This is a genomic window from Comamonas faecalis, assembly GCF_039538025.1.
GTDB classification, from domain to species: domain Bacteria; phylum Pseudomonadota; class Gammaproteobacteria; order Burkholderiales; family Burkholderiaceae_C; genus Comamonas_C; species Comamonas_C faecalis.
This window is the reverse complement of the sequence record NZ_BAABBP010000013.1, coordinates 23,463-50,166: the sequence shown is the minus strand read 5'-3', so window position 1 is coordinate 50,166 and position 26,704 is coordinate 23,463. Positions and strand designations below refer to the sequence as shown.

General features: G+C 66.9%; 32 protein-coding genes and 2 tRNA genes. 8 read left to right on the top strand and 26 right to left on the bottom strand.

Features of this window, described 5'->3' with window-relative positions:
• Nucleotides 1-8 precede the first annotated feature (8 nt).
• The 3 genes from mutY to mutM all read right to left on the bottom strand — a co-directional run bounded on the left by mutY (nt 9) and on the right by mutM (nt 4,047).
• Complete coding sequence (gene mutY, locus ABD767_RS09090) at nt 9-1,088, bottom strand: A/G-specific adenine glycosylase (protein WP_103045787.1); 1,080 nt, start codon at nt 1,086-1,088, stop codon at nt 9-11.
• Nucleotides 1,085-3,112: a dynamin family protein gene (locus tag ABD767_RS09085; protein ID WP_103045786.1), complete on the bottom strand. Its 2,028-nt coding sequence runs from the start codon at nt 3,110-3,112 to the stop codon at nt 1,085-1,087. The genes mutY and ABD767_RS09085 overlap by 4 nt, the downstream gene beginning before the upstream one ends.
• Before the next feature lie 122 nt (nt 3,113-3,234).
• The gene (gene mutM, locus ABD767_RS09080; protein ID WP_103045785.1) at nt 3,235-4,047 is read right to left on the bottom strand and encodes a bifunctional DNA-formamidopyrimidine glycosylase/DNA-(apurinic or apyrimidinic site) lyase; all 813 of its coding nucleotides are present in this window, start codon (nt 4,045-4,047) and stop codon (nt 3,235-3,237) included.
• 47 nt (nt 4,048-4,094) lie between these two features.
• Here mutM and ABD767_RS09075 point away from each other — a divergent pair, with 47 nt between their 5' ends.
• The 6 genes from ABD767_RS09075 (at nt 4,095) to ABD767_RS09050 (ending at nt 9,172) form a co-directional block, all read left to right on the top strand.
• Complete coding sequence (locus tag ABD767_RS09075; RefSeq protein WP_344869354.1) at nt 4,095-5,882, top strand: tetratricopeptide repeat protein; 1,788 nt, start codon at nt 4,095-4,097, stop codon at nt 5,880-5,882.
• On the top strand, nt 5,879-6,403 hold the full coding sequence (locus ABD767_RS09070; protein WP_344869352.1) for a lipoprotein insertase outer membrane protein LolB: 525 nt from the start codon (nt 5,879-5,881) through the stop codon (nt 6,401-6,403). The genes ABD767_RS09075 and ABD767_RS09070 overlap by 4 nt, the downstream gene beginning before the upstream one ends.
• 25 nt (nt 6,404-6,428) lie before the next feature.
• The gene (ispE, locus tag ABD767_RS09065; RefSeq protein ID WP_103045783.1) at nt 6,429-7,298 is read left to right on the top strand and encodes a 4-(cytidine 5'-diphospho)-2-C-methyl-D-erythritol kinase; all 870 of its coding nucleotides are present in this window, start codon (nt 6,429-6,431) and stop codon (nt 7,296-7,298) included.
• Nucleotides 7,299-7,329: 31 nt separating this feature from the next.
• A tRNA-Gln gene (locus ABD767_RS09060) sits at nt 7,330-7,406 on the top strand.
• Between the two features lie 47 nt (nt 7,407-7,453).
• A complete protein-coding gene (locus ABD767_RS09055) occupies nt 7,454-8,419 on the top strand; it encodes a ribose-phosphate pyrophosphokinase (protein WP_344869349.1) in 966 nt (321 codons plus the stop codon).
• Between the two features lie 126 nt (nt 8,420-8,545).
• Nucleotides 8,546-9,172: a 50S ribosomal protein L25/general stress protein Ctc gene (locus ABD767_RS09050; RefSeq protein ID WP_103044721.1), complete on the top strand. Its 627-nt coding sequence runs from the start codon at nt 8,546-8,548 to the stop codon at nt 9,170-9,172.
• A gap of 296 nt (nt 9,173-9,468) precedes the next feature.
• Here ABD767_RS09050 and ABD767_RS09045 read toward each other — a convergent pair.
• The 6 genes from ABD767_RS09045 to petA all read right to left on the bottom strand — a co-directional run bounded on the left by ABD767_RS09045 (nt 9,469) and on the right by petA (nt 13,818).
• Nucleotides 9,469-9,544: transfer RNA gene (locus ABD767_RS09045), tRNA-Thr, on the bottom strand.
• 218 nt (nt 9,545-9,762) lie between these two features.
• Entirely contained in the window at nt 9,763-10,263 is a 501-nt protein-coding gene (locus ABD767_RS09040) for a ClpXP protease specificity-enhancing factor (RefSeq protein ID WP_103044722.1), read from the bottom strand.
• Between the two features lie 45 nt (nt 10,264-10,308).
• Nucleotides 10,309-10,920, bottom strand: coding sequence for a glutathione S-transferase N-terminal domain-containing protein (locus ABD767_RS09035; RefSeq protein WP_103044723.1), 612 nt, complete (start codon nt 10,918-10,920; stop codon nt 10,309-10,311).
• A 98-nt stretch (nt 10,921-11,018) separates the two neighbouring features.
• Nucleotides 11,019-11,777 carry a cytochrome c1 gene (locus ABD767_RS09030; RefSeq protein ID WP_103044724.1) on the bottom strand — a complete coding sequence of 253 codons (759 nt, stop codon included), beginning with the start codon at nt 11,775-11,777 and terminating at the stop codon, nt 11,019-11,021.
• A 14-nt stretch (nt 11,778-11,791) separates the two neighbouring features.
• Nucleotides 11,792-13,207 carry a cytochrome b N-terminal domain-containing protein gene (locus tag ABD767_RS09025; RefSeq protein WP_103044725.1) on the bottom strand — a complete coding sequence of 472 codons (1,416 nt, stop codon included), beginning with the start codon at nt 13,205-13,207 and terminating at the stop codon, nt 11,792-11,794.
• 11 nt (nt 13,208-13,218) lie between these two features.
• Nucleotides 13,219-13,818: a ubiquinol-cytochrome c reductase iron-sulfur subunit gene (petA, locus tag ABD767_RS09020; RefSeq protein ID WP_103044726.1), complete on the bottom strand. Its 600-nt coding sequence runs from the start codon at nt 13,816-13,818 to the stop codon at nt 13,219-13,221.
• 133 nt (nt 13,819-13,951) lie between these two features.
• On the opposite strand from petA, the gene mscL reads away from it, so the two are divergent.
• Entirely contained in the window at nt 13,952-14,383 is a 432-nt protein-coding gene (gene mscL, locus ABD767_RS09015; protein ID WP_103044727.1) for a large conductance mechanosensitive channel protein MscL, read from the top strand.
• A 52-nt stretch (nt 14,384-14,435) separates the two neighbouring features.
• Here mscL and pdxA read toward each other — a convergent pair whose 3' ends face one another.
• Together pdxA and ABD767_RS09005 are read right to left on the bottom strand one after the other, a co-directional pair.
• Nucleotides 14,436-15,482, bottom strand: a complete 1,047-nt coding sequence (gene pdxA, locus ABD767_RS09010) for a 4-hydroxythreonine-4-phosphate dehydrogenase PdxA (RefSeq protein ID WP_103044728.1) — start codon at nt 15,480-15,482, stop codon at nt 14,436-14,438.
• A gap of 23 nt (nt 15,483-15,505) precedes the next feature.
• Complete coding sequence (locus ABD767_RS09005) at nt 15,506-16,258, bottom strand: Nif3-like dinuclear metal center hexameric protein (RefSeq protein WP_344869342.1); 753 nt, start codon at nt 16,256-16,258, stop codon at nt 15,506-15,508.
• A 98-nt stretch (nt 16,259-16,356) separates the two neighbouring features.
• Here ABD767_RS09005 and ABD767_RS09000 point away from each other — a divergent pair, with 98 nt between their 5' ends.
• Entirely contained in the window at nt 16,357-17,499 is a 1,143-nt protein-coding gene (locus ABD767_RS09000; protein WP_103044729.1) for a trypsin-like peptidase domain-containing protein, read from the top strand.
• On the opposite strand, the gene tatC is transcribed toward ABD767_RS09000, so the two are convergent.
• The 15 genes from tatC to ABD767_RS08925 form a co-directional block, all read right to left on the bottom strand.
• Nucleotides 17,500-18,279 (bottom strand): twin-arginine translocase subunit TatC, encoded by a 780-nt coding sequence (gene tatC, locus ABD767_RS08995; protein ID WP_344869338.1) that lies wholly within the window; start codon nt 18,277-18,279, stop codon nt 17,500-17,502.
• Nucleotides 18,280-18,357: 78 nt separating this feature from the next.
• A complete protein-coding gene (gene tatB, locus ABD767_RS08990; protein WP_103044731.1) occupies nt 18,358-18,852 on the bottom strand; it encodes a Sec-independent protein translocase protein TatB in 495 nt (164 codons plus the stop codon).
• 20 nt (nt 18,853-18,872) lie between these two features.
• Nucleotides 18,873-19,124 carry a Sec-independent protein translocase subunit TatA gene (gene tatA, locus ABD767_RS08985; RefSeq protein ID WP_103044732.1) on the bottom strand — a complete coding sequence of 84 codons (252 nt, stop codon included), beginning with the start codon at nt 19,122-19,124 and terminating at the stop codon, nt 18,873-18,875.
• A gap of 117 nt (nt 19,125-19,241) precedes the next feature.
• Nucleotides 19,242-19,610, bottom strand: a complete 369-nt coding sequence (locus tag ABD767_RS08980) for an HIT domain-containing protein (RefSeq protein WP_103044733.1) — start codon at nt 19,608-19,610, stop codon at nt 19,242-19,244.
• A gap of 30 nt (nt 19,611-19,640) precedes the next feature.
• The gene (locus ABD767_RS08975) at nt 19,641-20,675 is read right to left on the bottom strand and encodes a patatin-like phospholipase family protein (RefSeq protein ID WP_344869335.1); all 1,035 of its coding nucleotides are present in this window, start codon (nt 20,673-20,675) and stop codon (nt 19,641-19,643) included.
• Nucleotides 20,668-21,072, bottom strand: coding sequence for a DUF4870 family protein (locus ABD767_RS08970; protein ID WP_344869333.1), 405 nt, complete (start codon nt 21,070-21,072; stop codon nt 20,668-20,670). Before ABD767_RS08970 ends, ABD767_RS08975 begins: the two co-directional genes overlap by 8 nt.
• 4 nt (nt 21,073-21,076) lie before the next feature.
• The gene (locus ABD767_RS08965) at nt 21,077-21,466 is read right to left on the bottom strand and encodes a phosphoribosyl-ATP diphosphatase (protein WP_103044735.1); all 390 of its coding nucleotides are present in this window, start codon (nt 21,464-21,466) and stop codon (nt 21,077-21,079) included.
• A gap of 6 nt (nt 21,467-21,472) precedes the next feature.
• A complete protein-coding gene (gene hisI, locus ABD767_RS08960; RefSeq protein ID WP_344869330.1) occupies nt 21,473-21,862 on the bottom strand; it encodes a phosphoribosyl-AMP cyclohydrolase in 390 nt (129 codons plus the stop codon).
• Nucleotides 21,863-21,877: 15 nt separating this feature from the next.
• Nucleotides 21,878-22,657: an imidazole glycerol phosphate synthase subunit HisF gene (hisF, locus tag ABD767_RS08955; protein ID WP_103044737.1), complete on the bottom strand. Its 780-nt coding sequence runs from the start codon at nt 22,655-22,657 to the stop codon at nt 21,878-21,880.
• Nucleotides 22,658-22,720: 63 nt separating this feature from the next.
• Nucleotides 22,721-23,464, bottom strand: a complete 744-nt coding sequence (gene hisA / locus ABD767_RS08950) for a 1-(5-phosphoribosyl)-5-[(5-phosphoribosylamino)methylideneamino]imidazole-4-carboxamide isomerase (protein ID WP_344869327.1) — start codon at nt 23,462-23,464, stop codon at nt 22,721-22,723.
• 51 nt (nt 23,465-23,515) lie between these two features.
• The gene (gene hisH / locus ABD767_RS08945) at nt 23,516-24,184 is read right to left on the bottom strand and encodes an imidazole glycerol phosphate synthase subunit HisH (RefSeq protein WP_344869325.1); all 669 of its coding nucleotides are present in this window, start codon (nt 24,182-24,184) and stop codon (nt 23,516-23,518) included.
• Between the two features lie 72 nt (nt 24,185-24,256).
• Nucleotides 24,257-24,880: an imidazoleglycerol-phosphate dehydratase HisB gene (gene hisB / locus ABD767_RS08940; protein WP_103044740.1), complete on the bottom strand. Its 624-nt coding sequence runs from the start codon at nt 24,878-24,880 to the stop codon at nt 24,257-24,259.
• A complete protein-coding gene (gene hisC / locus ABD767_RS08935) occupies nt 24,877-25,995 on the bottom strand; it encodes a histidinol-phosphate transaminase (protein ID WP_103044741.1) in 1,119 nt (372 codons plus the stop codon). Before hisC ends, hisB begins: the two co-directional genes overlap by 4 nt.
• Nucleotides 25,992-26,438, bottom strand: coding sequence for a PIN domain-containing protein (locus tag ABD767_RS08930; RefSeq protein WP_103044742.1), 447 nt, complete (start codon nt 26,436-26,438; stop codon nt 25,992-25,994). The genes hisC and ABD767_RS08930 overlap by 4 nt, the downstream gene beginning before the upstream one ends.
• Nucleotides 26,435-26,704, bottom strand: coding sequence for a DUF6364 family protein (locus ABD767_RS08925; RefSeq protein ID WP_344869322.1), 270 nt, complete (start codon nt 26,702-26,704; stop codon nt 26,435-26,437). Before ABD767_RS08925 ends, ABD767_RS08930 begins: the two co-directional genes overlap by 4 nt.

Here is a 26,704-nt window from a genome sequence, read left to right as displayed (position 1 = left end):
ACGGTAACTCATGCGATGCGCTCCAATAGCCTGCGCACGGCCGCCGGCAGCCCCAGCACCGGCCACTGCTCTGCGTCGAACCAGCCTTCGCCGTCTCCCGCATGTTCGCCGTACAGCGGCGCATGCGGCTCGGTCACGCCGCACGGCCCGTCGCTTACGAGAACCGGATGCAAATGCAGGTCGCGGTGGGTCAGTACATGCACAAAGGCCGGCAAATCCTGCGCGCGGGCCGTCAGTTCCTGTTCACCCAACGCCACCAGCAGCGCCTGGCGATCATCAAACACCGGTGGGCAATACAGCCCGGCCCAGATGCCGCTGTCGGGGCGGCGCTGCAGCCAGATGCGCCCCGCGCCGTCACGGCGCAGCAGCAGCCACCAGCTTTGCACACTGCGCTTGAGCTTGCGCGTGCGCACCGGATAGCGCTCGGGCTCGCCCTGCCGGTAGGCCACGCACAGCGCCTGCACCGGGCATTGCGTGCAGCGCGGCGCACGCGGCAGGCAGATGCCGGCGCCCAGATCCATCAGCCCCTGGGTGTAGCGCGGCATGGTCTCGGCGAGTTGCTGGTGCGGCAGCAGCGCGTCGGCCTGCAGCCACAGCGCGCGCTCGTTTGCCGCCTGCGCCAGGTCGGCGTCAAAGCCCAGAACGCGGGTGAGCACGCGCCGCACGTTGGCATCCAGAATCGCCACCCGCTCGCCAAAGCAGAATGCGGCAATCGCCGCGGCGGTCGAGCGGCCTATGCCCGGCAGCTGCGCCAGCTCCTGCGCGCTGCGCGGGAATGCACCGCCATGCTGCACCACGACGATCTGCGCGCAGCGGTGCAGGTTGCGCGCGCGGCTGTAGTAGCCCAGGCCGCTCCACAGCGCCAGCACCTCGTCCTGGCTGGCGGCTGCAAGCGCCCGCACGTCAGGAAAGCGCTGCATGAAGCGCTCGAAATAGCCCAGCACCGTGGCCACCTGGGTTTGCTGCAGCATGATTTCGGAGAGCCAGACTGGGTAAGGCTCGCGCGTGGCCTGCCACGGCAGGTGGTTGCGTCCATGCGTGCGCTGCCAGCGCACGACCAGCGCTGAAAAATCCTGCGGCGCACTCATGCCGGCAGCTGCATCGGGACGGTGACGTCGAAGTCGACACCCGGCTCCCTGGCCGGTGCCTGCGTCGGCAGTTTGTCGCGCGGCGGCATCGGCGGCAGCTGCGGCCCCTGCATCAGCTGCAGCTGCACGGTCATCTCCTGCAGCTGCGCCTGGGTCTTCCACAGCAGGGCCTGCGCCTGTTCCAGCTGCGCCAGGCGCTCGACCAGGCCGCCCGCGGCCTGCTGGATGCGATCCACGGCCTCGATGCGGCGAGCGAAATTGCGCTTGCGCTCGCGCATCTGCACATCGAGCTGCGCCGTAGCGGCCTTGCCCCAGGCCTGCAGGTCGGTGGCTGCGGCCTCGAACACGGTGCGCAAGCGCAGCTCCAGCGCCCGCAGCAGGCGCTGCACGAACTGCGGCTGCGCCAGGCGCAGCGCACTGCCCATGCCCACGTATTGCAGATGGCGCTGGCGTATGCCTTCGAGCTCATCCACATGAGCGGCCAGCGGCGGCAGCGCCGGCGCCTGCAGCGAAAAGCCGAACTCGGCATTGAGCTGGCCAAACGTGCCGCCCAGCATGTCGTGGATCTCCTGCGCCGAGCCCTGCAGCGCCTGCAGCTGCGCGTGCAGCGCGTCGAAGGTCTCGTCGTACACCTTGCGCACGCCCAGTTTGAGCCCCTTGCCCTGCAGCGCCGTGGACAGCGCCAGCAGCCGCGTCTTGACATGGCGCGGCCCCAACTGGCGAAACAGCGGGTGCAGCATCTTGAGCAGGACGGCGCGCAGCGCGGAGATCTTGGCCGCGCTGGCGTCGAATTCGCGCTGCTCCTGCTCGATACGCCTGCGCATCGCGCCAATCACCGTGCTGTTCTTGCCCTTCAGGCTGCCCAGTTCCAGCACCTGTTCGTCCAGGTCGCGGCGGCGCACGTTGATCAGGCGCGTGACCTCCTCGTGCAGGCCCGCCAGATCGCGCGCCACCATGGCGTGCAGGATTTCCTGGCGCCGCGCAAGCAGGCTGTCGGTCAGCGCCTGCTCCAGCTGCGCAATGCCGCTGGCGCGCAACAGCACGTCGTCGCGGCCAATCTTGGCCAGCAGCGCCTTGTGCGCCGACACCGGCACCACCCGCTGCGCCGGCATGCCCAGCATGTGCGCGCTGGAGCTGCACTGGCGCTCCACCTGCTCCTGCACCTGCGCGGGCGAGCGCAGCGCGTCCCACAGCGTGTCGATCTTGTTGAGCACGACCAGGCGCGTCTCGCTAGCGTCCTCGGTCACGCCCAGGTGGTTGCGCCAGATCGCCAGGTCAGAGCGCGTCACGCCCGTGTCCGCGCCCAGGATGAACACCACCGCGTGCGCCTGCGGAATCAGGTTGATCGTCAGCTCGGGCTCGGCGCCCACGGCGTTGAGCCCCGGCGTGTCCAGGATCACCAGCCCTTGCTTGAGCAGCGGATGCGGGATGTTGATGATGGCGTGGCGCCACATCGGCACCTCGACCAGGCCGTCGCTGCCGCGCACCGGGTTGTCGTCGCCGCCGGCGTCGTCCCAGAAGCCCAGAGCCCGCGCCTCGTCGATCGAGACGCGGCGCACCTGCGCGACCATCTCCAGCGCCTGCGCCATCTGCACCGCATCATCCACCTGCAGGTCGACGCGCTCCCAGGCCTGGGCATTGAGCCTCCACTCGGCCAGGCCGGGCGCCTGCAGCCGCGTGCGGATCGGCAGCAGCCGCAGGCAGGCGGGCAGGTCGCGGTCATAGCCGATCTCGGTCGGGCACATCGTCGTGCGCCCGGCGCTGGCCGGCATGATGCGCCGGCCGTAGTCGGCAAAGAACAGCGCGTTGATCAGCTCGGACTTGCCGCGTGAGAACTCGGCGACGAAGGCCACCAGAATCTTGTCGCCCTTGAGCTGCTCCTGCAGCAGGCGCAGGCGCTCCTCGACCGAGGCGTCCATCAGCTCATGCACGCGCAACCACTGCGTCAGCTGCGCCAGATGGCGCACGAAAGCACGCCTCCAGGCGCCATGCTGGCTGAAACGCTGGTCAAAAGGGTTTTGCACGGCACTCCCCGGGAGACGATGAATTAACCATTGGTAACGCTTGTAGCGGCGATCGTAGCACCGCCCCGGCAAAAACCGCCGCGCGTCACGCCACGTCGCAGCAAAGCGGCAACGGCGCGGCCTCAGCGCTGGCAGCGCGGGCAGAAATAGGTGCTGCGCTGGCCCTGGCGCAGCGCCTGGACCGCCGTTCCGCACACCCGGCAGGGCTGGCCTTCGCGCCCGTAGACCTGGGCCTGCAGCTGGAAATGCCCGGCATTGCCGTCGATTCCCGAGAAGTCGCGCAGCGTGCTGCCGCCCTGGCGCACCGCCTGCGCCAGCACCTGACGAATGGCCGCGTGCAGGCGCGCGGCGCGCGGCGCGCTGATCGAGCACGCCGGCGCCGTCGGGCGAATGCCTGCGACAAACAGCACCTCGGACGCATAGATGTTGCCCACGCCGACGACCAGCCGCCCCGACAGCAGCAGCTGCTTGATCGCCTGGCGGCTGGCGCGCAGACCGGCGCGAAACCGCGCCAGGTCGAAGTCCCCGCCCAGCGGCTCCATGCCCAGGCCGTCCAGCAGCTTGTGCGCGCGCGCGTCCTGCGGGCCCTCGGCATACAGCACGGCGCCAAAGCGGCGCGGGTCGTGCAGGCGCAGCGAGCCGTGGTCGGTCTGCATCTCGAAGTGGTCGTGCACGCCGGCGGGCGACAATTGCGGGGCAAAGCGCAGGCTGCCCGACATGCCCAGATGAATGAGCAGCAGGCCTTCGCTCAGGTCGATCAGCAGGTATTTGCCCCTGCGGCGCAGCCCCTGCACGCGCAGGCCCACGAGTCGCTCGGGCGCCACGCCCAGCGGCCAGCGCAGGGGCTTTCCCAGGCGCACCTGGGTGATGCGAGCGCCGGTCAGGCTGGGAGCCAGGCCCTGGCGCGTGACCTCGACTTCGGGCAGTTCAGGCATGCGGTGTTTGACTCTTGGAGCGGGTTTGCTTCGATTATTATGGGCCGATGGTGTCCCTGTTCGAACTGCGCCTGCCCCGCCTGACCACCGCCGTTGCCCTGGCAGCCTTGTGCATGGCGAGCGCCGCCAGCGCACAACCGGGCCATCAGCCGCAGACCGCCGATCTGCCGCCACCGGCGCAGGCTGCGGACGACGAAGACGCAGCCGCCGAGCTCACGGCCGAGCTGTTCTATGAAATCCTGCTCGGCGAGATGACCACCAGCCGCGGCGATCCCGGCCACGGCTTCGCCCTCATCCTGGACGCCGCCCGGCGCAGCGGCGACGCCCGGTTGTACCGCCGCGCCACCGACATTGCGCTGCAATCGCGCTCGGCCGAGTCGGCACTGATCGCGGTGCGCGCCTGGCTGCAGGCCAAGCCCCATTCGCACGACGCCAACCGCTACCTGCTGCGGATTCTGGTCGCGCTCAACCGCGTGGCCGACACGACCGAGCCGCTGCAGCGCGAGCTGAACCACGCCAGCGCGGCCGACCTGCCGACGCTGATCCGCGCCCTGCCCTTTCTCTATGCGCGCGTGAGCGACAAGGGGCTGGCCGCGCAGGTGATAGAGCAGGCGCTGGCCGACCGCCTGGACGACCCACTGCTGGGCCCGCCCGCGTGGGTGGCCATCGGGCGGCTGCGCCTGGCTGGCGGCGACCTGGACGGCGCGCTCAGCGCGGCCCGCCTGGCCCAGTTGCTCAACGCCCGCGACGACGCCACCGGCGCGCTGGCCCTGCAGCTGCTCGAACGCGGCGTGCGCGAAGCCGACCCGCTGCTGCAGCGCTACCTGGCCGGGGGCCCCGAGCCCGAAATCCGCATGGGCTACGCCCGCCTGCTGGTCGATGGCGGCCAGCAGGCCCAGGCGCAGCAGCAGGTGCAGACCACCACGCGCGAGCACCCCGAATACACCCAGGCCTGGCTGGTGCTGGCCTCGCTGCAACTGCAGCAAGAGCAGCTGGAGGCCGCACGCACCAGCGTGGATCGGCTCATGCAGTTGCTGCACGACCAGCCCGAATCGGGCCAGCGCCAGCAAAGCCTGGATCAGGCACTGCTGATGCTCTCGCGCATCGACGAAAAACGCGGCGACTACGGCCAGGCCGAGCGCTGGCTCGACCAGATCCCCGACGGCGGCATGCGCCTGGACGTGCAGGCACGCCACGCCGCCATACTGGCGGGCCAGGGACGGATCGACGCGGCGCTGGCGTCCATCGACGCCGTGCCCGCCGAAACCAGCACCGAAGAGCGCCAGAAGCTGCAGGCCCAGGCGCAGTTGCTGCGCGATGCAGGTCGCTACGAGCAGGCCTACCAGGCGATCTCGCGGGCGGCGGCACTGGCGCCGCGCGACAACGACCTGGCCTACGAGCAGGCCATGCTGGCCGAAAAAGCCGGCCACAGCGCGCAGATGGAAGCCCTGCTGGGCCAGATCATCGAGCGAGCGCCCGACTACCACCACGCACTCAACGCGCTGGGCTATCTGTGGGCCGACCGCGGCGAAAAGCTGCCGCAGGCGCGCGCGCTGATCGCCCGCGCGCTGGCGCAGGCCCCGGACGACCCCTTCATCACCGACAGCATGGGCTGGGTCGAATTCCGTCTGGGCAACCACGCACAGGCGCTGGAGCTGCTGCAGCGCGCCTTTGCCGTCCAGGCGGACGCCGAGATCGCCGCCCACCTGGGCGAGGTGCAATGGGCGCTGGGCCAGCGCAGCGAGGCGCTGGCCACCTGGCGCAAGGGCCTGCGCCTGGACAAGAACAACACCACCTTGCGCGCCACGATCAAGCGCCTGGGAGCGCGGCCTTGAGCGCCGCGGCCCTGGCAGGCTCATCGCGAGCCCCCACACAGCGCCAGCGCCTGCACCTGGTGGCCGGCCTGACGCTTCTGCTGGCCGGCTGCGCGCAGCCTTTGCCAGCGCCCGCGCCCATTGCCAACTACTGGAGCGGGCGGCTGGCGCTGCAGGTGCAGGACGCGCCCTCGCAGTCCTTTCATGCCGGCTTCGAGCTGACGGGCCAGGCCGACGCGGGCACGCTCACCCTCCTCAACCCGCTGGGCAACCTGCTGGCGCTGCTGCGCTGGAACGCCTCGGGCGCGCTGCTGCAGCAGGGCGAGCGCCAGGAGCGCTACGCCTCGCTGCAGGCGCTCACGCAGGAGCTGACCGGCACGGCGCTGCCCGTGGCCGCGCTGTTCGACTGGCTGGCCGGACACACCGGCGTGCAGGCCTCGGGATGGCAGGTCGATCTGAGCGACTACGCGCGCGGGCGCATCGTCGCCACGCGCACCTCCCCCGCACCCCAGGCGCAGTTGCGCATCGCGCTCGAACGCTGACCCGCCGCCGCCCACTCCTGCCGCCATGCTCTCGCTGTACGACGTACCGGCCCCGGCCAAGCTCAACCTGTTCCTGCACATCACCGGGCGGCGCGCCGATGGTTACCACCTGCTGCAATCGGTCTTCATGCTCATCGATTGGTGCGACACGCTGCATTTCGAGCGCCGCGCAGGCGGCCACATTACTCGGGAAGACCTGGCCGAGCCACTGCCCGCCGACGACCTGTGCCTACGCGCGGCACGCGCGCTGCAGGCCGCCAGCGGCTGCAGCCACGGCGCACACATCGGCGTGCTCAAGCGCATCCCGGCCCAGGCCGGGCTGGGCGGAGGCTCGTCGGACGCGGCCACCACGCTGCTGGCGCTCAACCGCCTGTGGAACCTGGGCCTGACGCGCGATCAGTTGCAGGCCATTGGCGTCACGCTGGGCGCGGACGTACCCTTCTTCCTGGGACGAGGCAGCGCCTGGGTCGAGGGCATTGGCGACGTGGTGCAGCCGCTTGCGCCCGATCATGCGCTGGAGCCTTCGCGCTTCGTCATCGTCAAGCCCCAGGCCGGCCTGCAGACGCAGCAAATTTTCTCGCACCCGCTGCTCAAGCGCGATTTTGATCATGCTACAATCGCAGGCTTCGCTGATGCACACCGCCAGGCGCCTTACGCGTTTGGCACCAATGCACTGCAACCCGCCGCCCAGGCACTGTGCCCCGAGATTGCCCAAGCCATCGCATGGCTGCAGTCGCAAAGGCTTAAGCCACGGATGACGGGATCAGGCAGTGCGGTGTTTGCAAGGCTGTCGCATGATTTTGATTTGCCCACCGACCTCTCTCGATGGCAAGTAAAAATATGCGATAATCTGACGCTTCATCCGCTGGCGGATTGGACGCCAGACCAGGGATAAAGGTTGATTACCCGCGGTGATCAACCTGTGTAGGGGAGTAGCCAAGTCGGTTAAGGCACCGGATTTTGATTCCGGCATGCGAGGGTTCGAATCCTTCCTCCCCTGCCAAATCTTGTTTTCCACGCGGAAATCAAATTCAAACGGCTGAGTTGCTCATGCAGACCAATCACTCGGATTTCATGGTTTTCACGGGCAATGCCAACCCGGTTCTTGCTTCGGAAATTGCCTACCACCTGGGCACCACGCTGGGCGCCATCGACGTAGGGCGCTTCTCGGACGGTGAGGTCACCGTCGAAGTCAAGCAGAACGTGCGCGCCCGCGACGTGTTCGTCGTGCAGTCGACCTGCGCGCCGACCAACGAGAACCTGATGGAACTGCTCATCATGATCGACGCGCTCAAGCGCGCCTCGGTCGAGCGCATCACCGCCGTCATCCCCTACTTCGGCTACGCCCGCCAGGATCGCCGCCCGCGCTCGACGCGCGTGCCGATCTCGGCCAAGGTCGTGGCCAACATGCTGCAGGCCGTCGGCGCCAACCGCGTGCTGACCATGGACTTGCACGCCGACCAGATCCAGGGCTTCTTCGACATCCCGGTCGACAACATCTACGCATCTCCCGTGCTGCTGGGCGACCTGAACCAGAAGAAATACGAGAACCTGATCGTGGTCAGCCCCGACGTCGGCGGCGTGGTGCGCGCCCGTGCGCTGGCCAAGCAACTGGGTTGCGATCTGGCCATCATCGACAAGCGCCGCCCCAAGGCCAACGTGTCCGAAGTCATGCACGTGATCGGCGACATCGACGGACGCAACTGCGTGATCATGGACGACATGATCGACACCGCCGGCACGCTGGTCAAAGCGGCCGAGGTGCTCAAGCAGCGCGGTGCGCAAAAGGTCTATGCCTATTGCACGCATCCGATTTTCTCAGGCCCGGCCATCGACCGTATCTCCAACGGCACCGCTCTCGACGAGGTCGTGGTCACCAACACCATTCCGCTGAGCGAGGCGGCGCGCGCCTGCTCCAAGGTGCGCCAACTGTCGGTCGCCCCGCTGATGGCGGAAACCATGAAGCGCATCGCCAGCGGCGCTTCGGTCATGAGTCTGTTCTCGGAGCTGAACTGATCCGCGTGCGCCTGCACGCAGCCAGCAGCTTCGCGAACATATCCCCCGCCCTGCTCCGTTCGGCGCAGGGCTTTTTCAAGCACAGGGGCCGCACTGGTCGCGGTCGGCCTCATCAGGAGTGAAACCATGAAATTCGTCGCTTTCGAGCGCGCCAAGCAAGGCACGGGTGCGAGCCGCCGCCTGCGCATCACGGGCCGCGCCCCGGGCATCGTCTACGGCGCCGGTGCCGAGCCCAAGATGATCGAGCTGGATCACAACGCCCTGTGGCACGCGCTCAAGAAGGAAGCCTTCCACTCCAGCATCCTGGACATGGAACTGGACGGACAGACTACCAAGGTGCTGCTGCGTGACACGCAATACCACCCCTTCAAGCAGCAGGTGCTGCACGTGGACTTTCAGCGCGTGGACGACAAGACCCGCGTGCACCTGAAGGTGCCGCTGCACTACGAAGGCCTGGAGCAGTCGCCCGCCGTCAAGGACGAGGGCTGCACCGTCACGCCGCTGATCCATGAGCTGGACGTGATGTGCATGCCTTCGCAGCTGCCCGAGTTCCTCTCGGTCGACCTGAGCCAGCTGACCAGCAAGACCGCACCTGGCGTGCAATCGGTCAAGCTGCCCCACGGCGTGAAGGCCATCGTGCGCGGTGCCAACAAGAACCCGGCGCTGATTTCGATCAAGCTGCCCGAGGTGGTGATCGACGCCGCGGCCGCCGCTGCGCCGGCCCCTGCGCCCGCCAAGAAGGGCAAGAAGTAATTCCTGCCCCGCGCGCACCGGCCGTCCTGGCCGTGTGCGCTCCCCGCCAATGGCCCGCCGCGTGCGGGCCATTGGCGTTTCTGATTGGCAGGATTCGAATCACCCGCATTGGCTGCGGCGGGCAAGCTACCACGGTCACCAGCAGTCGCTCGGTGAGGGCGGGCATGTTGGAGCGTCGATTAAAGCGCCAGGCAAAGGCCGCTTCAAGCGCCTCTTCTGAATACATCAGGATGCGGGCAGCACAATAGCTGGCTGCAAAGCAAGAAAGGGCAGCCTTGTGGACTGCCCTTTTCATTTGGTGCCGCTTGTCCGAATCGAACGGACGACCTACGGTTTACAAGACCGTTGCTCTACCAACTGAGCTAAAGCGGCATATTCATTCTTCTCTTGCTCAAACCGTGTTTGACCTGCCTCTACCGTCTGCACACTACTCGCCAAAAACCTTGCCCTGCATTACACCCGAACCTGATGCCAAACAATCGAGTGCCGCTAGAGGACGGGTGTCCCACTAACTGGGCCAAGCCGGTAATTCTAGTGGGCAAACGCATCTACTTTTGCTGCAGATAGGCATTTATCCACTTCGCGGCGCATTATTTGATTCTTCTCAGCGATGGCCTGCCTGGAGTCGTACCAGGTGCAGTCGGCGCCGGATCCGGGGGATTCTGCGGCGCCTCGGTTCCGCCGTCGCTCACACTGGGTACGCTGGTCAGTGGCGATTCACCGGGGGCCGCATTTGCTGCGGCCGCGCCAGCCATCGCGTCCGGCTGGGCCGGCTCGACCGGAAACGCCATGCCCTGGCCGTTCTCGCGCGCATAAATCGCGGCGACACGCCCCACGGGAACCATGATGTCGTGCGGCCGGCCACCAAAGCGCGCCTTGAAAGCGATGAATTCATTGCCCAACTGCAGGCTTTGGGTCGCGTCGTAGCTGATGTTGAGCACGATTTCGCCATCGTGGACGAAATCGTGTGGCACCTGCACTGAATCGTCTGCATGCACGACGAGGTAGGGCGTCAGGCCATGGTCGGTGCACCATTCATGCAGGGCACGAATGAAGTACGGGCGCGTTGAGGGTTGATCCTGGGCTGTCATGGTCTCGTCGGGGCGTGCGGTCTCAGCGGTGCGATGGCCGGGCCATCACTTGCGCATGACTTTTTCGGAAGGCGTCAGCGCCTCGATGTAGGCCGGGCGCGAGAAGATGCGCTCGGCGTACTTGAGCAGCGGCGCGGCGTTCTTGGACAGTTCGATGCCATAGTAGTCTAGGCGCCACAGCAGCGGCGCGATGGCAACGTCGAGCATCGAGAAGCCCTCGCCCAGCATGTACTTGTTCTTGAGGAATACCGGCGCCAGCTGCGTCAGGCGCTCGCGGATGTGGGTGCGCGCCTTCTCCAGGGCCTTTTCATTGCCCTTGCTGTTGCGCGACTCCAGCGTGTGCACGTGCGTGAACAGCTCTTTCTCGAAGTTCAGCAGGAACAGGCGCACGCGCGCGCGGTCGACCGGGTCGCCCGGCATCAGCTGCGGATGCGGAAAGCGCTCGTCAATGTACTCGTTGATGATGTTGGATTCGTACAGGATCAGATCGCGCTCGACCAGGATGGGCACCTGGCCGTAGGGATTCATCACGCCGATGTCCTCGGGCTTGTTGTACAGGTCCACATCGCGGATTTCAAAATCCATGCCTTTTTCGAACAGGACGAAACGGCAGCGATGGGAGAAGGGGCAGGTCGTGCCCGAATAAAGCACCATCATGGTGAAGAGCTCCTAAAAGTCAAAAGAGTGGGTGCGCAATTCGCACCCACTCTGTTCAGGCACGACGGCGCGCGCGGGCGCCGTGTGTACGGTGATGCTTACTTGACGTCCTTCCAGTACGCGGCGTTGAGCTTCCAGGCGATGAAGGTGAAGAGCGCCAGGAAGATCAGTACGCCGACACCGATGCGAATACGCGTGTTCTGGACGGGCTCGCCCATCCATTGCAGGTAGTTGACCAGGTCGCCGACGGCATGGTCGTATTCCTGGGCAGACATCGTGCCGTCGCTGATCTGCTCCCAGCCCTTGAACACCTGTTCGATCTGGCCATCGGCGGCCTTCTTCTCGTCGAACAGCGCACGGCGCTCGCCTTGCAGCTGCCACAGCGCATGGGGCATGCCTACGCTGGGGAAGGCCAGGTTGTTCCAGCCTGTGGCCTTGGTGCCGTCGCGGTAGAAGGTACGCAGAAAGGTGTACAGGTAATCGGCGCCCGAGCCACCACTTCCGGCACGCGAACGCGCGATCACCGTCAGGTCGGGCGGATTGGCGCCAAACCAGTCCTTGGCCTGTTTGGGGTTGATCGCGGCGACCATGGTCTCGCCGATCTTGTCGGTCGTGAACAGCAAGTTGTCCTTGATCTGCTGCTCGGTCAGGCCAATGTCGGTCAGGCGGTTGTAGCGCATGAACGCGGCCGAGTGGCAGCCCAGGCAGTAGTTGACGAACAGCTTGGCGCCGTTTTGCAGCGACGCCTGGTCGGTCACGTTCACGGGCGCCTTGTCCCAGTGCATTCCCCCTTCGGAGGCCTGCACGCCTGCGACCAGGCCCAGTGCTGTGATCAGCGTCAGAATGAGTTTTTTCATTGTTGTTCTCCGGCTCAGTGGGGCTTGAAGGTCACGCGCTCGGGCACGGGCTTGGGCGTGCCCAGCTGGCTCCACCAGGGCATGAGCAGGAAGAAGCCGAAGTAGAACAGCGTACCGACTTGCGAGACGCGCTCGCCCACCGGCGACGGCGGCTGGATGCCCAGGTAGGCCAGGATGACGAACCACACGACGAAAGCGGCGTAAACCCACTTGTGCCAGCTTGGGCGGTAGCGGATGGAGCGTGCGGGACTGTGATCCAGCCAGGGCAGGAAGAACAGGATGACGACCGCGCCGCCCATGACCACGACGCCCCAGAACTTGGCGTCGATGAGCAGCATCAGCGCGATCACGACAGCCGCACCGACGACGGACGCAGCCTTGAAGATGCCCGGTGCCTTGACCAGACCCAGCAGGCCGCCCAGGCCGACGCAGACGATCAGCGCATACACCATCTCGCTGGTGATGGCGCGCAGCATCGAGTAATACGGCGTGAAGTACCACACCGGGGCAATATGGTTGGGCGTCTGCAGCGGATCGGCCGGGATGAAGTTGTTGTATTCCAGGAAGTAGCCACCAGCCTCGGGTGCAAAGAACACCACGGCCGAGAACAGGAACAGGAAGACGCACACGCCCAGGATGTCATGCACCGTGTAGTAGGGGTGGAAGGGGATGCCGTCCAGCGGATGGCCCTTGTCGTCCACGGGCTTGCCCGGGCCCTTGATTTCGATGCCGTCGGGATTGTTCGAGCCCACGTCGTGCAGCGCCAGCAGGTGCGCGACGACCAGGCCCAGCAGCACCAGCGGCACCGCGATCACATGGAAGCTGAAGAAGCGGTTGAGCGTTGCGTCGCCAACCACATAGTCGCCACGGATCAGAATGGCCAGATCAGGGCCGACGAAGGGAATCGCCGAGAACAGGTTCACGATCACCTGCGCACCCCAGTACGACATCTGGCCCCAGGGAAGCAGGTAGCCCATGAAGGCCTCGGCCATCAACGCCAGGAAGATGGCGCAGCCAAAGATCCAGACCAGCTCGCGCGGCTTGCGGTACGAACCGTACATCAGGCCGCGGAACATGTGCAGGTAGACGACGATGAAGAAGGCCGATGCACCGGTGGAGTGCATGTAGCGGATCAGCCAGCCCCAGGGCACGTCGCGCATGATGAACTCGACCGACGCGAAGGCCTTCTCGGCGTCGGGCTTGTAGTTCATCACCAGAAAGATGCCGGTGACGATCTGGATCACCAGCACCAGCAGTGCCAGCGAGCCGAAGATGTACCAGATGTTGAAGTTCTTCGGAGCGTAGTACTCCGACATGTGGACCTTGTAGGCGTCGAAGGCCGTCGGGAAACGGTTTTCCAGCCAGTTCATCGTTTTCGCGCCCGCCGAAGCGTTGGGCGAAATTTCCTTGAATTCGCGGTAGGCAGCCATGTGGTTCTCCCTCAAGCCTTCTTGTCTTCACCGATCAGGAGCTTGGCGTCCGACAGGTACATGTGCGGAGGTACCGGCAGATTGTCCGGCGACGGCTTGTTCTTGAACACGCGGCCGGCCATGTCAAAGGTCGAGCCGTGGCAGGGGCAGAGCCAGCCACCCGGCCAGTCGTTGGGCAGCGAGGGCTGCGGCCCGGGCGTGAACTTGTCCGTCGGCGAGCAACCCAGGTGCGGACAGATACCAATCACGACCAGGAACTCGGGCTTGATCGAGCGCCATTCATTCTGTGCATAGGGCGGCGTGAACTCGTCCGGGTGGCGCAGCGACTCGGGGTCGGCCAGCTCGCTGTCGTGCTTGGCCAGGTCATCGATCTCTTCCTTGGTCCGACGAACAATCCATACCGGCTTGCCGCGCCACTCGACGGTCAGCTTCTCACCCTCCTTGAGATTGGAGATGTCGACCTCGACGGCAGCACCCGCCGCCTTGGCCTTCTCCGAAGGCTCAAACGTACTCACGAAAGGGACGGCGGTGGCCACGCCGCCAACCGCGCCAGCGCAGCCGGACGCGATCAACCACGTTCGCTTGCTGGAGTCGATGGGAGTATCACTCATGGGGTTCCTCGGTATGCATCGGTATTGGAATCAACCGCAAATTGTAGCGGAGTGCCGCTGCCCGGCTCAATGTCGCACGCGCCACGACTTCTCGGGCAAACTAGCGTGCTTTCATCTACATCAAGGAAATGCGATGAGTTTCATGCAGGAATTCCGGGAGTTCGCAGTCAAGGGCAGCGTCGTTGACCTGGCCGTCGGCGTCATCATCGGCGGCGCCTTCGGCAAGATCGTCGATTCGGTCGTCGCCGACCTGATCATGCCGGTCGTCGGCCTGGTTTTCGGCAAACTCGACTTCTCCAACATGTTCTTCGCGCTGGGCTCAGTGCCCGAGGGCACGGCCCACACGCTGGATGCCGTCAGGAAAGCGGGCGTCCCGGTGTTTGCTTACGGCAACTTCATCACCGTCGCGGTCAATTTCGCGATCCTGGCCTTCATCATTTTCCTGATGGTCAAGCAGATCAACCGCCTCAAGCGCGAGGCGCCGCCAGCACCCGAGCCCGAGGTCGTCACACCCGAGGACATCGTGCTGTTGCGCGAGATCCGCGACAGCCTGCGCAAAGGATAAGCGCGGGGCGCTGCGGGTGCCTGCCAAGGCCGTTCGCCCCCACGCCAGGCGTTCAGCCGCCACCCACAAGGGCGCGCGCCATGCGCACTGCCTCGATCAGGCTGGCCGGGTCGGCAACGCCGCGCCCGGCAATGTCGAATGCCGTGCCATGGTCGGGGCTGGTGCGCACCAGCGGCAGGCCCAGCGTCACGTTCACGCCCTTGTCCACGCCCAGGTACTTCATCGGAATCAGGCCCTGGTCGTGGTACATGGCCAGCACCACGTCGAACGCCCCGGGGCGCTGCGGAGTGCTGCGCGCGCGCATGAAGACCGTATCGGGCGCAAAAGGCCCATGCGCATCCACGCCCTCGACTCGCGCCTGGGCGACGGCGGGCGCAATTTCATCGATCTCCTCACGGCCGAACAGGCCGCCCTCGCCCGCATGGGGATTGAGCCCGGCCACCGCGATGCGCGGCGCGCGCCCCAGGTTGCGCGACAGCGCCGCATGGGTGATGCGCAGGGTTTGCAGCACATTGGCCTGGGTCACGGCGGCAATCGCCTCGCGCAGCGAGACATGGATGCTCACCAGCACGGTGCGCAGCTCGTCGCTGGCCAGCATCATGCGCACCGGCATGTCGGCAAGCGGCACGCCCGCATGGCGTGCGCTCTCGGCCTGAAGCAGCTCGGTGTGGCCCGGGTAGGTCACGCCCGCCGCGGACAGCGCCTCCTTGTGCAGAGGCGCGGTGACCAGCGCGGCAATCTCACCGCGCAATGCGGCCTGCGCCGCCCAGGTGACGCAGGCCGCTGCGTCGCTCCCCGCCCGTGCGCTGACCTGCCCCCACGGCGCCGGGCCGTGCAGCCCCGCCAGGGGCCAGACCGGCAGGCAGCGCGGCGGCAGCGCCGCTACCTCGTCCAGGCCGCCGAGCACGGCCACGGGCAGGCTGGGCTGGCCAGGGTGCTCGATGCAGGCAGCGGCGCGGCGCAGCGTGGCCACGTCGCCGACCACGAAGCAGCCGGCCAGCAACTCGGGGGCGTCGCGAAAGGCCTGGGCGACGATTTCCGGGCCGATGCCCGCGGGATCGCCCTGGGTGATCGCAATGGGGAGAGAAGAGGATGTCATGATGGACGGCGGCGCCGTGAAATTCAGGCCGGGTTGTCAATGTCAATGAAGCGGTGCTCCAGCCCCAGCGTGGCCGCGACATGGCCAGCCAGCGCCGGCGCGCCGTAACGCTCGGTGGCATGGTGACCGGCGGCCAGAAAGGCCACGCCGGTCTCGCGCGCCAGATGCGCCTGGGGTTCGGAAATCTCGCCGGTGATGAAGGCGTCGGCGCCCGCGGCGATGGCCGCCTCGAAAAAACCCTGCGCGCCGCCGCTGCACCAGGCAACGCGCCGGATGGCGCGCTGCTGTACCGGCGCCACGCAGGTCACCGCACGCCCCAGCACGCCCTGCACATGCAGTGCCAGAGCCTGTGCGTCGGCAAAGTCTGCGGCGCCGGCAAAGCCCAGCTCCTGGTCGCCAAAGCGTTGATCGGCCTGCCAGCCCAGCACACGGCCGAGCTGGGCGTTGTTGCCCCATTCGGCGTGTGCGTCCAGCGGCAGGTGGTAGGCAAACAAATTGATGTCGTGGGCCAGCAGGCGCTGCAGGCGCTGCTTCATCCAGCCGGTGACGCGCCCGTCCATGCCGCGCCAGAACAGGCCGTGGTGCACGAAGATGGCGTCGGCGCCCGCGTCGATGGCGGCGTCGATCAGCGCCCGGCTGGCGGTCACTCCGCTGACGACGCGCGTCACCGTGGGCCGGCCCTCCACCTGCAGGCCGTTGGGGCCGTAGTCCTTGAATCGCTCGGGCTGCAACAGGGCGTCGAACTGCTGCAGCAATTGTTCTCGGGTGGTGCTCATGCTGGCATTGTGCGCCAGGGCGTGGCCACGGCGCCCCGCGTGGCGGAATGCGCGCCAAAACACGCGACAATGGCTTTTTCCCCTTCTGCCCGACCACCATGAAACGTTTGTGGCTGCTGTTTTCCCAGGCCGTGACGGTCTGCCTTGCAGCGTATTTCGTCGTCGCCACGCTGCAGCCTGACTGGGTGGGCCGCGGTGCGCCGCAGCGCCCCACCGTGACGCTGCTGCAAGCGCCCGCGGCGGAGCCAGAGCAGCCGGTTGCCGGCAGCTTCAGCGCCGCCGCGCGCAAGGCGGCGCCCGCGGTGGTGAGCATCACCACCAGCAAGGAAGTGCGCCAGCCGCGCAGCAGCGACCCGTGGTTCCGCTTCTTCTTCGGAGACCAGGGCACGCGATCGCAGACCGGGCTGGGCAGCGGCGTGATCATCAGCCACGACGGCTACATCCTGACCAACAACCACGTCGTCGAAGGCGCCGACGAAATCGAGGTGACGCTCAGCGACAGCCGCCGCGCCAGCGCCAGCGTGATCGGCACCGACCCGGAGACCGACCTGGCCATTCTGAAGATTACGCTGGACAAGCTGCCGGTCATCACGCTGGGCAACTCCGACCAGCTCTCCGTGGGCGACCAGGTGCTGGCCATCGGCAACCCCTTCGGCGTCGGCCAGACGGTGACCAGCGGTATCGTCTCGGCGCTGGGGCGCAGCGAGCTGGGCATCAACACCTTCGAGAATTTCATCCAGACCGACGCGGCAATCAATCCCGGAAATTCCGGCGGCGCGCTGGTCGACGTCCAGGGCAATCTGCTGGGCATCAACACCGCAATCTATTCGCGCTCGGGCGGCAGCATGGGCATCGGCTTTGCCATTCCGGTGGCAACGGCCAGGCTGGTGCTCGAAGGCATCGTGCGCGACGGCCAGGTCACGCGCGGCTGGATCGGTGTGGAGCCCGGAGAACTCTCGCCCGAGCTGGCCCAGACCTTTGGCGTGCACGCCAGCGAGGGCGTGATCATCACCGGCGTGCTGCAGGGCGGCCCGGCGGCGCAGGCCGGCATCCGCCCCGGCGACGTGATCATGGAAGTGGGCGGCACGCCCACGCAGTCGGTCTCGCAGCTGCTCAGTGCCGTGGCGGCGCTCAAACCCGGGCACGAGGCCGCATTCGCGGTGCAGCGCGGCGATCAACGCCTGGACGTGACGGTGGTGCCGGGCACGCGCCCTCCGCTGCGCCGGCGCCAGCAGCGCTGATCAGGCCTGCGCGTCTTCGGGCGCCTGCGTGTTGCGAATGAAAATTTGCGCGGCCCAGATGCCGACTTCGTAGAGCAGACACATTGGAATCGCCAGCGCCAGCTGCGAGACCACGTCGGGCGGCGTAACGATGGCGGCGATGATGAAGGCGGCCACGATGAAATAGCCGCGCATGCTCTTGAGTTTCTCGACGGTGATCACGTTCAGGCGCGCGAGCACGACGACCGCGATCGGCACCTCGAAGGCCAGCCCAAAGGCCAGGAACATGGTCAGCACGAAGCCCAGATAAGCTTCGATGTCGGGCGCGGCAGTGATGCTCTTGGGCGCAAAGCTCTGGATGAACTTGAACACCTGGCCGAAGACGAAGAAATAGCAGAATGCCACGCCCATGAAGAACAGCACGGTGCTGGAGACCACCAGCGGCAGCACCAGCTTTTTCTCGTGCGAGTACAGCCCCGGTGCCACAAAGGCCCAGACCTGGTAGAGCACGTAGGGCAGCGCGATCAAAAAGGCCGCCATCAGCAAAATCTTGAGCGGCACCATGAATGGCGAGATCACCGAGGTGGCAATCATCGTCGACCCCTGGGGCAGATGCGCCACCAGCGGCTTGGCAAGCAGGTCGTACAACTGCCCCGGCCCGGGGTAGAGGGCGAGGACGGCGGCGACGATGCCAACGGCCACGATGACGCGGATCAGGCGGTCGCGCAGCTCCATCAGGTGCTGCACAAAGGGCTGCTCGGTACCGGCCAGCTCGTCTTCTCGTTCGGGGGTGTCAGACATGGTCAGGGTAAGGGCCGCAGGCCTGCACCAACCGGCGCGGCGGGCAAAAGTGCATGCGAAGGGAGAAGAGGATGGGGCTCACCCAAGCGGCCTGCGCGGACGGAACCGCGCCACCCGCGCCGCGCCCGACTGCACATGCGTGCGCACGCCGTTGCGCGTCTTGTACCAGCTGGGAACGGCCGCGCGCTTGAGGCGCCAGTTCTTGCGAGGATGGTGGTAGACGGGCGCCACGTAGGTGGATGCCGCCTGCTCAGGCAGCGGCTCATCCAGGCCCGACAGGCTGGACTCGATCGACGCGGTGGTCTCGCTCCAGTCCTTTTCAAGGTCGCGCGTCGTGCTGTGGATGCTTTGCTCCACGTCGCGCGCCGCACCTTCGACGGTCTCTTTCATCTTGCGCAGCTCATCAATCTCCATCGTGCGATTGACCTCGGCCTTCACGTCGGCCACGTAGCGCTGCGCCTTGCCCAGCAGCGTACCGATGGTGCGCGCCACGCGCGGCAGCTTTTCGGGCCCTACGACGACGAGGGCGACGGCGCCGATCAGCGCCATCTTGGACAGTCCGATGTCAATCATTGCGCTTGACGCTCAGAGTCTCAGCTCTTTTGCTTGGCCTCGACGTCGATCGTGGTCTTGTCGGCATTGGCAGCGCTGGCGGCAGCGTTGTTGGTGACCTGCCCCGCGGCCGGTGCCTGCGCCTCGTCGCTGGCGCCGTCCTTCATGCCTTCCTTGAAGCCCTTGACCGCACCGCCCAGGTCGCTGCCGATGTTCTTGAGCTTTTTGGTGCCAAACACCATCACCACGATCAGCAGCACGATGAGCCAGTGCCAGATGGAAAACGAACCCATGGAAATCTCCTAACGAATACGGTTCATTGTAGAGCGCGCCGCGATGGCCGCACCGGCATTCCCGGGTGCCTCGCTGACTCGCATCAACCTCGAAGCGGGCACCCTGGCCTCGGAGGCTCAGCCTCGAAGCCAGGGGCGTGGCCCGCCAATCACGTGCATGTGCAGGTGGTGCACTTCCTGGCCGCCCTCGGTGCCGGTGTTGACGACGATGCGGTAGCCGCCGTCGGGATAGGGATTGCAGCCCTGCTCCATCGCCAGGCGCGGCGCCAGCAGCATCATGTGGCCCAGCAGCGCAGCGTGTTCGGGCGCGGCCTGCGCCATCGACGGCAGGTGCGTCTTGGGCACGATCAGGAAATGCACCGGCGCCCAGGGATGGATGTCGTGGAAGGCATAGACCTGCTCGTCCTCGAACACTTTCTTGGATGGAATCTTGCCGTCGATGATCTTGCAGAACAGGCAGTCGGGGTCGTGGTGGTGGTCGTGCATGGTGATTTGGTTTCGGGAAGGCGTTGAAATTCAGTGCTCCAGCATCGGCATGGTCGAGCGCTTGCCCACGGCCGCGCAGTCCTCGTCCAACCAGCGTTTGCCGGCCTCGCGCCCCAGCGCGAACAGCTGGCGCACAAAGCCCAGGTCGGCGCGCATCTTGCTGGCCGAGCCGAACGGCGCCAGCACGGCGCCGCCGTCGATGCGGTGCATGCGCACGCTCTTGTAGCGCTTGGGATCGAGCTTGCCCTCGTCGAGCAGGCGGCGCACGAAGCCGATGGCGCGCAGTTCGGCCAGCAGGCTGGCGTTGAAGGTGACCTCGTTCATGCGCTCCATGATGTCGGCCGCGCCGGTCGGCGTGACATCAAGCTCCACCGGGTTGATCTGCACCAGCAGGATGTCGCTGCAACGCGTGTGGTAGTGCAGCGGGTGCAGCGCCGGGTTGCCCGAATAGCCACCGTCCCAGTATGGCTCGCCGTCGATCTCCACGGCGCGAAACATCATCGGCAGGCAGGCCGAGGCCATCACCGCATCGGCGGTCAGCTCCTTGCCGGAGAAAATACGCCCCTTGCCGGTATGTACGCTGGTGGCACAGACGAATACCTGCGGCACGTGCTCGTGTCTGTCGTGGGCGCGCAGCTGTTCGAAGTCGACCTTGGCCTCCAGCAGCCTTCGCAGCGGGTTGAAGCCCAGCGGGTTGGCCTGGGCCGGCGAAATCCATTGCGCAACCCAGCCCAGCCACGGGTTGTTCTCCAGCGGCAGGCCCCAGGTCAGGCTGCCCAGTGCCCCCACGCCCTCCCACAGCTCCTTGAGCGTGCGCCGCGCCAGCCTGCAGCCGGCCTTGTGGATGTCGTCTCGATCCTTGTGGTGGCGCGCTGCCTGGGCAAAGCCGTGGGCCAGGGCCACCGCGTTCATCGCGCCGGCACTGGTGCCGCTGATGCCTTCGAGGTTGAAACGCCCGTCTTCGAGCAGCGCGTCCAGCACGCCCCAGGTCAGCGCGCCGTGGGAGCCGCCCCCTTGCAGGGCCAGGTTCAAGGGCTGGTGGTGGTGGTTGGCGTCGTCAGGCATGGATGGCACGGTTGCTGTTCATGGCCACCATGCCGCGCACGATGCGGTAGAGGAACCACAGGGAAATGAGGCCCCAGGCAATCCAGCCCGGGATGAAGAACAGCAGCCACAGCGGCGCAGTCACCAGGTACAGCAGGCCGGCCCACAGCACGCTGCGAATGCGCCAGGAGAAGTGCGACGCCTGCCATGTGCCGGCAGCGTCGCCTCGCTTGACCAGATCCAGAATCAGCGCCAGCAGCAGCAGCACCGCGCTGGGCTGGGCGCCGGGCATGACAGCGGCGACGGCCACGATCAGATGCAGCAGATAACTGACCCAGCCCCAGGTCTTCAGGCTGTCGTCGGCCGGGCCGTCCTCGCCCTGGTAGCGGGCCTGTACGTCGATGGGTTCGCGCTCCATGGCTTCAGTCTCCCGGTGCGTGCGGCAAAGCCTCGCCCTGCTCGCGCGCGAGCGCCTTGCGCAGGGCTTTTTCCTCGATGCCGCTGATGCCTTCGCGGCGCTTGAGCTCGGCCACCACGTCGGCGGGCGCCAGGCCGTAGTGCGCCAGCGCCACCATGCTGTGGAACCACAGGTCGGCCACCTCGTAGACCAGCTTGGCGGCGTCGCCGCCATGATCCACGTCCTTGGCGGCCATCACCACCTCGGTAGCTTCCTCACCAATTTTTTTCAGGAAGGCGTCCGGCCCCTTGGCCAGCAGGCGCGCCACGTAGCTGGTGGCGGGGTCGCCGCCGTTGGCCGGCTTGCGGCTTTCAATGATGGCGGCCAGTTGCGCCAGCGAATCGGTCGTGTTCATGAAGCGTTATTTGTAGATGCTGGCCGGGTCTTTCAAGACCGGATCGACGGCCTGCCACCGGCCATTTTGCAGCACGCTGAAAAAGCATGAATGGCGTCCGGTGTGGCAGGCAATGCCGGGCTCGTGGCCGGTTTGCGTGACCTTGAGCAGCACCACGTCCTGGTCGCAGTCGACGCGGATCTCGTGCACCAGCTGCACGTGGCCCGACTCCTCGCCCTTGAACCACAGCTTGCCGCGCGAGCGGCTGAAGTAGACCGTACGCCCGAGTTCAGCCGTTTTTTGCAGCGCCTCGCGGTTCATCCAGGCAAACATCAGCACGTCACCCGTGTCCTTTTCCTGGGCAATGACCGGAATCAGCCCCTTGTCGTCCCAGCGCAGCTGATCGAGCCAGTCCATCGCCCAGCTCCCGCGTCACAGGCGCACGGCAATGCCGCGCTCCTGCATGAATTCCTTGGCCTGGCGCACCGTGTATTCGCCGTAGTGAAAGATGCTGGCGGCCAGCACCGCGTCGGCGCCGCCCAGCGTCACGCCGTCGGCCAGGTGCTGCAGGTTGCCCACGCCGCCCGACGCGATGACGGGCACGCCCACCGCGTCGCTCACCGCGCGCGTGAGCTGCAGGTCAAAGCCGCTCTTGGTGCCGTCGCGGTCCATGCTGGTCAGCAGGATCTCGCCCGCGCCGCGCCGCGCCATCTCCTCGGCCCAGCGCACGGCGTCCAGCCCGGTGTTCTTGCGCCCGCCGTGGCTGTAGACGTCCCAGCCCTCGCCGCGCTCGACGACCTCCTGGCCCTGGCGGCGCTTGGCATCGATGGCGACGACGATGCACTGCGCGCCGTACTTGCCGCTGGCCTGCTCGATGACCTCGGGCGTGGCAATCGCCGCCGAGTTGAAACTGGTCTTGTCCGCGCCCGCGTTGAGCAGCCGGCGCACGTCGGCCACGCTGCGCACGCCGCCGCCGACGGTCAGCGGGATGAACACCTGGCTGGCAACGGCCTCGATGATGGGCAGGATCAGGTCGCGCCCGTCACTGGTCGCCGTGATGTCGAGGAAGGTGAGCTCGTCCGCGCCCTGCTCGTTGTAGCGCGCAGCGATCTCCACCGGGTCGCCGGCGTCACGCAGTTCGACGAAGTTCACACCCTTGACGACGCGCCCGCCGGTCACGTCCAGGCAGGGGATGATGCGTTTGGCCAGCATGGGAAATCCTTAGGTTCGATAGCCCGCCCAGGCCGTTGCCACGGCACGGCGGACAGATGGGAGTCAGGCCTCGTCCGACAGCGCGTCGGCACGCTCCTGCGCGGCGGCAAAGTCCAGGTCGCCGCTGTAGATGGCGCGCCCGCAGATCACGCCTTCCACGCCCTCGTGCTCGACGGCGCACAGCTGCTCGATGTCTGCCATGTTCGACAGCCCACCCGAGGCGATGACCGGGATCGTCAGCGAGCGCGCCAGGCGCACCGTGGCGTCGACGTTGATGCCGGTGAGCATGCCGTCGCGTCCGATGTCGGTGTAGATGATCGACTCGACGCCCCAGTCCTGGTATTTCTTGCCCAGATCGGCCACGTCGTGGCCGGTGAGCTTGCTCCAGCCGTCGGTGGCCACCTTGCCGTCCTTGGCGTCCAGGCCGACGATGATGTGGCCGCTGAACGCACTGCACGCATCTTTCAGAAAGCCAGGGCTCTTGACCGCGGCGGTGCCGATGATCACGTACTCCAGGCCGGCATCGAGGTAGCGCTCGATGGTGTCCAGGTCGCGGATGCCGCCACCCAGTTGCACCGGGATCGCGCCGCCCACCTCGGCCAGGATGGATTTGATCGCGCCCTTGTTCTTCGGCTGGCCGGCGAAGGCGCCGTTCAGGTCCACCAGGTGCAGGCGGCGCGCGCCGGCGTCGAGCCAGCGGCGGGCCATTTCGGCCGGGTCGCCAAACACGGTGGATTGGTCCATGTCACCTTGCTTGAGGCGTACGCAATGTCCGTCCTTGAGGTCGATGGCGGGGATGAGCAGCATGGTCGTCGGTCAGAGGGATGTGGCCACCAGGGTCGGCCGGGTTGAAGAAAATCAGGGTTTCCAGCGCAGGAAGTTGCGGTACAGCTGCAAGCCCTGCACGGCGCTTTTTTCCGGGTGGAATTGCGTGGCAAAAAGATTATCACGCGCAATGGCCGCAGCAAACGGCTCGCCGTAGTCGGCCACGCCGGCGCAGTGCGCATCGTGCTCGGGCCGCGCGTAGTAGCTGTGCACGAAATAGAAATAGCTGTCGTCTGCTATGCCTTGCCAGATCGGGTGCCAGGCGGCCCCATGGCGCGCCTGGCGCACGCGGTTCCAGCCCATGTGCGGCACCTTGTAGCGGCTGCCGTCGGCCTGGCGCCGGCCGGCCAGGTCGAACTTGAGCACCTGGCCCGCAATCAGATCCAGGCCGTCGACACCGCCCTCGGCGCTGTGCGAGAGCAGCATCTGCATTCCCACGCAAACGCCGAACAGCGGCTTGCTGGCGGCAGCTTCAAGCACCGAGGCGCGCAGGCCCGATGCATCGAGCTCGCGCATGCAGTCGGGCATGGCGCCCTGGCCGGGCAGCACGACGCGGTCTGCGGCGCGCACCACGGCCGGGTCGGCCGTGACGACGACCTGCCAGCCCTCGCCCTCGGCGGCGGTGCGCACGGCCTGCGCGACCGAGCGCAGATTGCCCATGCCGTAATCGACGACGGCGACGGTTTTCATTGGTGTTGACATCGGGGTGCAGGCGCAGCCGGGGCGGCGCGCGTCGTATGCGTTTTCAGGCCTTGCGTGGGGCGCTCCAGCGGGTCACAGCGAGCCCTTGGTCGATGGGATCACCCCCGGCGCGCGCGGGTCGACCTCCAGCGCCGCGCGCAGCGCGCGCGCAAAGGCCTTGAAGATGGTCTCGCACTGGTGGTGCGCGTTCACGCCCTTGAGGTTGTCGATATGCAGCGTGACCAGCGCATGGTTGACGAAGCCGTGGAAAAACTCGCCGACCAGCTGGGTGTCGAGCTGGCCGATCATGGCGGCGGTGAACGGCGCGTTCATGTGCAGGCTCGGACGCCCCGAAAAATCGACGACGACGCGCGACAGCGCCTCGTCCAGCGGCACATAGGCGTGGCCATAGCGGCGCAGGCCCTTCTTGTCGCCCACGGCGCGGGCAAAGGCCTGTCCCAGCGTGATGCCCACGTCTTCCACCGTGTGGTGGCCGTCGATGTGCAGGTCGCCGTCGCAGCGCACCTCCAGATCGATCAGGCCGTGGCGGGCGATCTGCTCGAGCATGTGGTCGAAGAAGCCAATCCCGGTGTTCAGGCGCGACACGCCGGTGCCGTCGAGGTTGACGCGCACCTGGATGCGCGTCTCTGCCGTGGTGCGGCCGACCTCGGCGATGCGGTCGGTGTTGGCAGAGGGAACGAGTGCGGAAGAAGTCATAGGGAGGCCTCCAGCGCCGCCAGCATGCGGGCATTGTCATCGTCGGAGCCCACCGTCAGGCGCAGGCACTGCGCCAGCAGCGGGTGCATTGTAGAAACGTTCTTGACCAGCACCTGGCGCTGGCGCATGGCGCCGAAGGTGCGCGCCGCGTCGGCCACGCGGATCAGCACCATGTTGGCTTCGCTGTCCCACACCTTCGCTATGCCGGGCAGCGCGCGCAGCGCCGCCAGCAGCGTGGTGCGCGCGCGGCGCAGCGCCGCGGCCTGGGCGGCGAACACCTCGGCGTGCTCGAGCGCGAACAGCGCCGCCTCGCAGTTCAGGCTGCTGACGTTGTAGGGCGGGCGCACCTTGTCGATCTCGCCGACCAGCGCCGCCGGGCCGATCAAATACCCCAGACGGGCACCGGCCAGGCCGAACTTGGACAGCGTGCGCATCAGCAGCACATGACCGTTGCGCGCCGGCTCGGCGCGCATGCGGTCGAGCCAGGTGCGGCTGGCGAACGGCTGGTAGGCCTCGTCCACGACGACGATGCCGCCCACCGCGCCAGCGGCGTCGATGAGGCGCTGCACCACGCCCTCGTTCCACAGCGTGGCCGTGGGGTTGTTGGGATAAGCCAGGAAGGTGAGGGCCGGGCGGTGCTGGGCAATCGCCGCCAGCATGGCACCCTCGTCGAGTTCAAAGTTGCTTGTCAGCGGAACGCCGACGAAGCCCAGGCCCTGCAGCTGCGCGCTCATCGCGTACATGACGAAACCCGGCACCGGCGCCAGCACCGTCGCGCCGGGGCGCGCGCAGGCCAGTGCGGCCAGGCTGATCAGCTCGTCCGAGCCGTTGCCCAGGATCAGCCGGCAGCCCGCCGGCATGTCCGCATGCCGGGCCAGCGCCGCCTGCAGGTCGGCGTAGCGCGGGCCGGGGTAGCGGTTGAGCGCCAGCGCGCCCAGGCGCGCCCCCAGCGCGGCCTGCAGCTCGGGCGGCAGCGTGAAGGGGTTCTCCATCGCGTCCATCTTCAAGAGGCCGCCGGCGTCCTGCACCACGTAGGCGTGCATGGCGCGCACCTCGGGGCGGATGCGGGCAAGCGCGCTGGCGCCAACGTCGGGAGGTGGAGTCATGTCAGTCATCGGGCTTCCTTGTCGGGGTCGGGCAGCGGCTGCTGCCGCGGATGCCACACGGTCACGCCGCCGTAGGCGCCGCCGTGCGGCAGCGCCAGCGTCAGCATGGCGTGGCAGCCGCTGTGCTGGGCGCAGGCCAGCGCCAGGCAGTCGCCAAAGGCCAGGTCGTGGCGCGCCTCGATGGCCCAGGCCGTCTCCAGCGTGGCGGCGTCGGTCTTCCACGGCGTCCAGGTCTGGTAGCGGCGCATCGCGGCGCGCGCGTCGCCCCGGGGCAGCGGCGGCTGCGCGGCGACCACCTGGTCGTAGAACTCGACCAGCGCCTGGCCGCCGGTGCGCCCGCAGCGCGTGCGCCACAGCAGGTCCAACCACTGCAGGCAGGCCTGGTGCAGCGGCGCGTCGGCCAGGTTCTCGGCGGCGATCAGCACCGAGGTATCGACGAACACCGGCGTCATGCGGCGCCCCCGAATACTAGGCTGTTTCGGCCTTCAGCCCTTGCGGGGCTTGTGCTACGCGCTATCGAACTTGAATCCTGCGGCGCCTGCCAGCCGCGCTCGTCGGTGCGCCAGGCGAGGTAGGCGCGCTCGTAGGCGTCCTCGCGCTGCATCATCTCGGCCATGAAGTCGCCCACCATGCGCGAGACGCTCGTGCCCCGGCGCGCCGCCTCGATGCGCGCCCATTCGAGCACGGCGTCGTCGACGGTGATGGTGAGGTTTTTCAT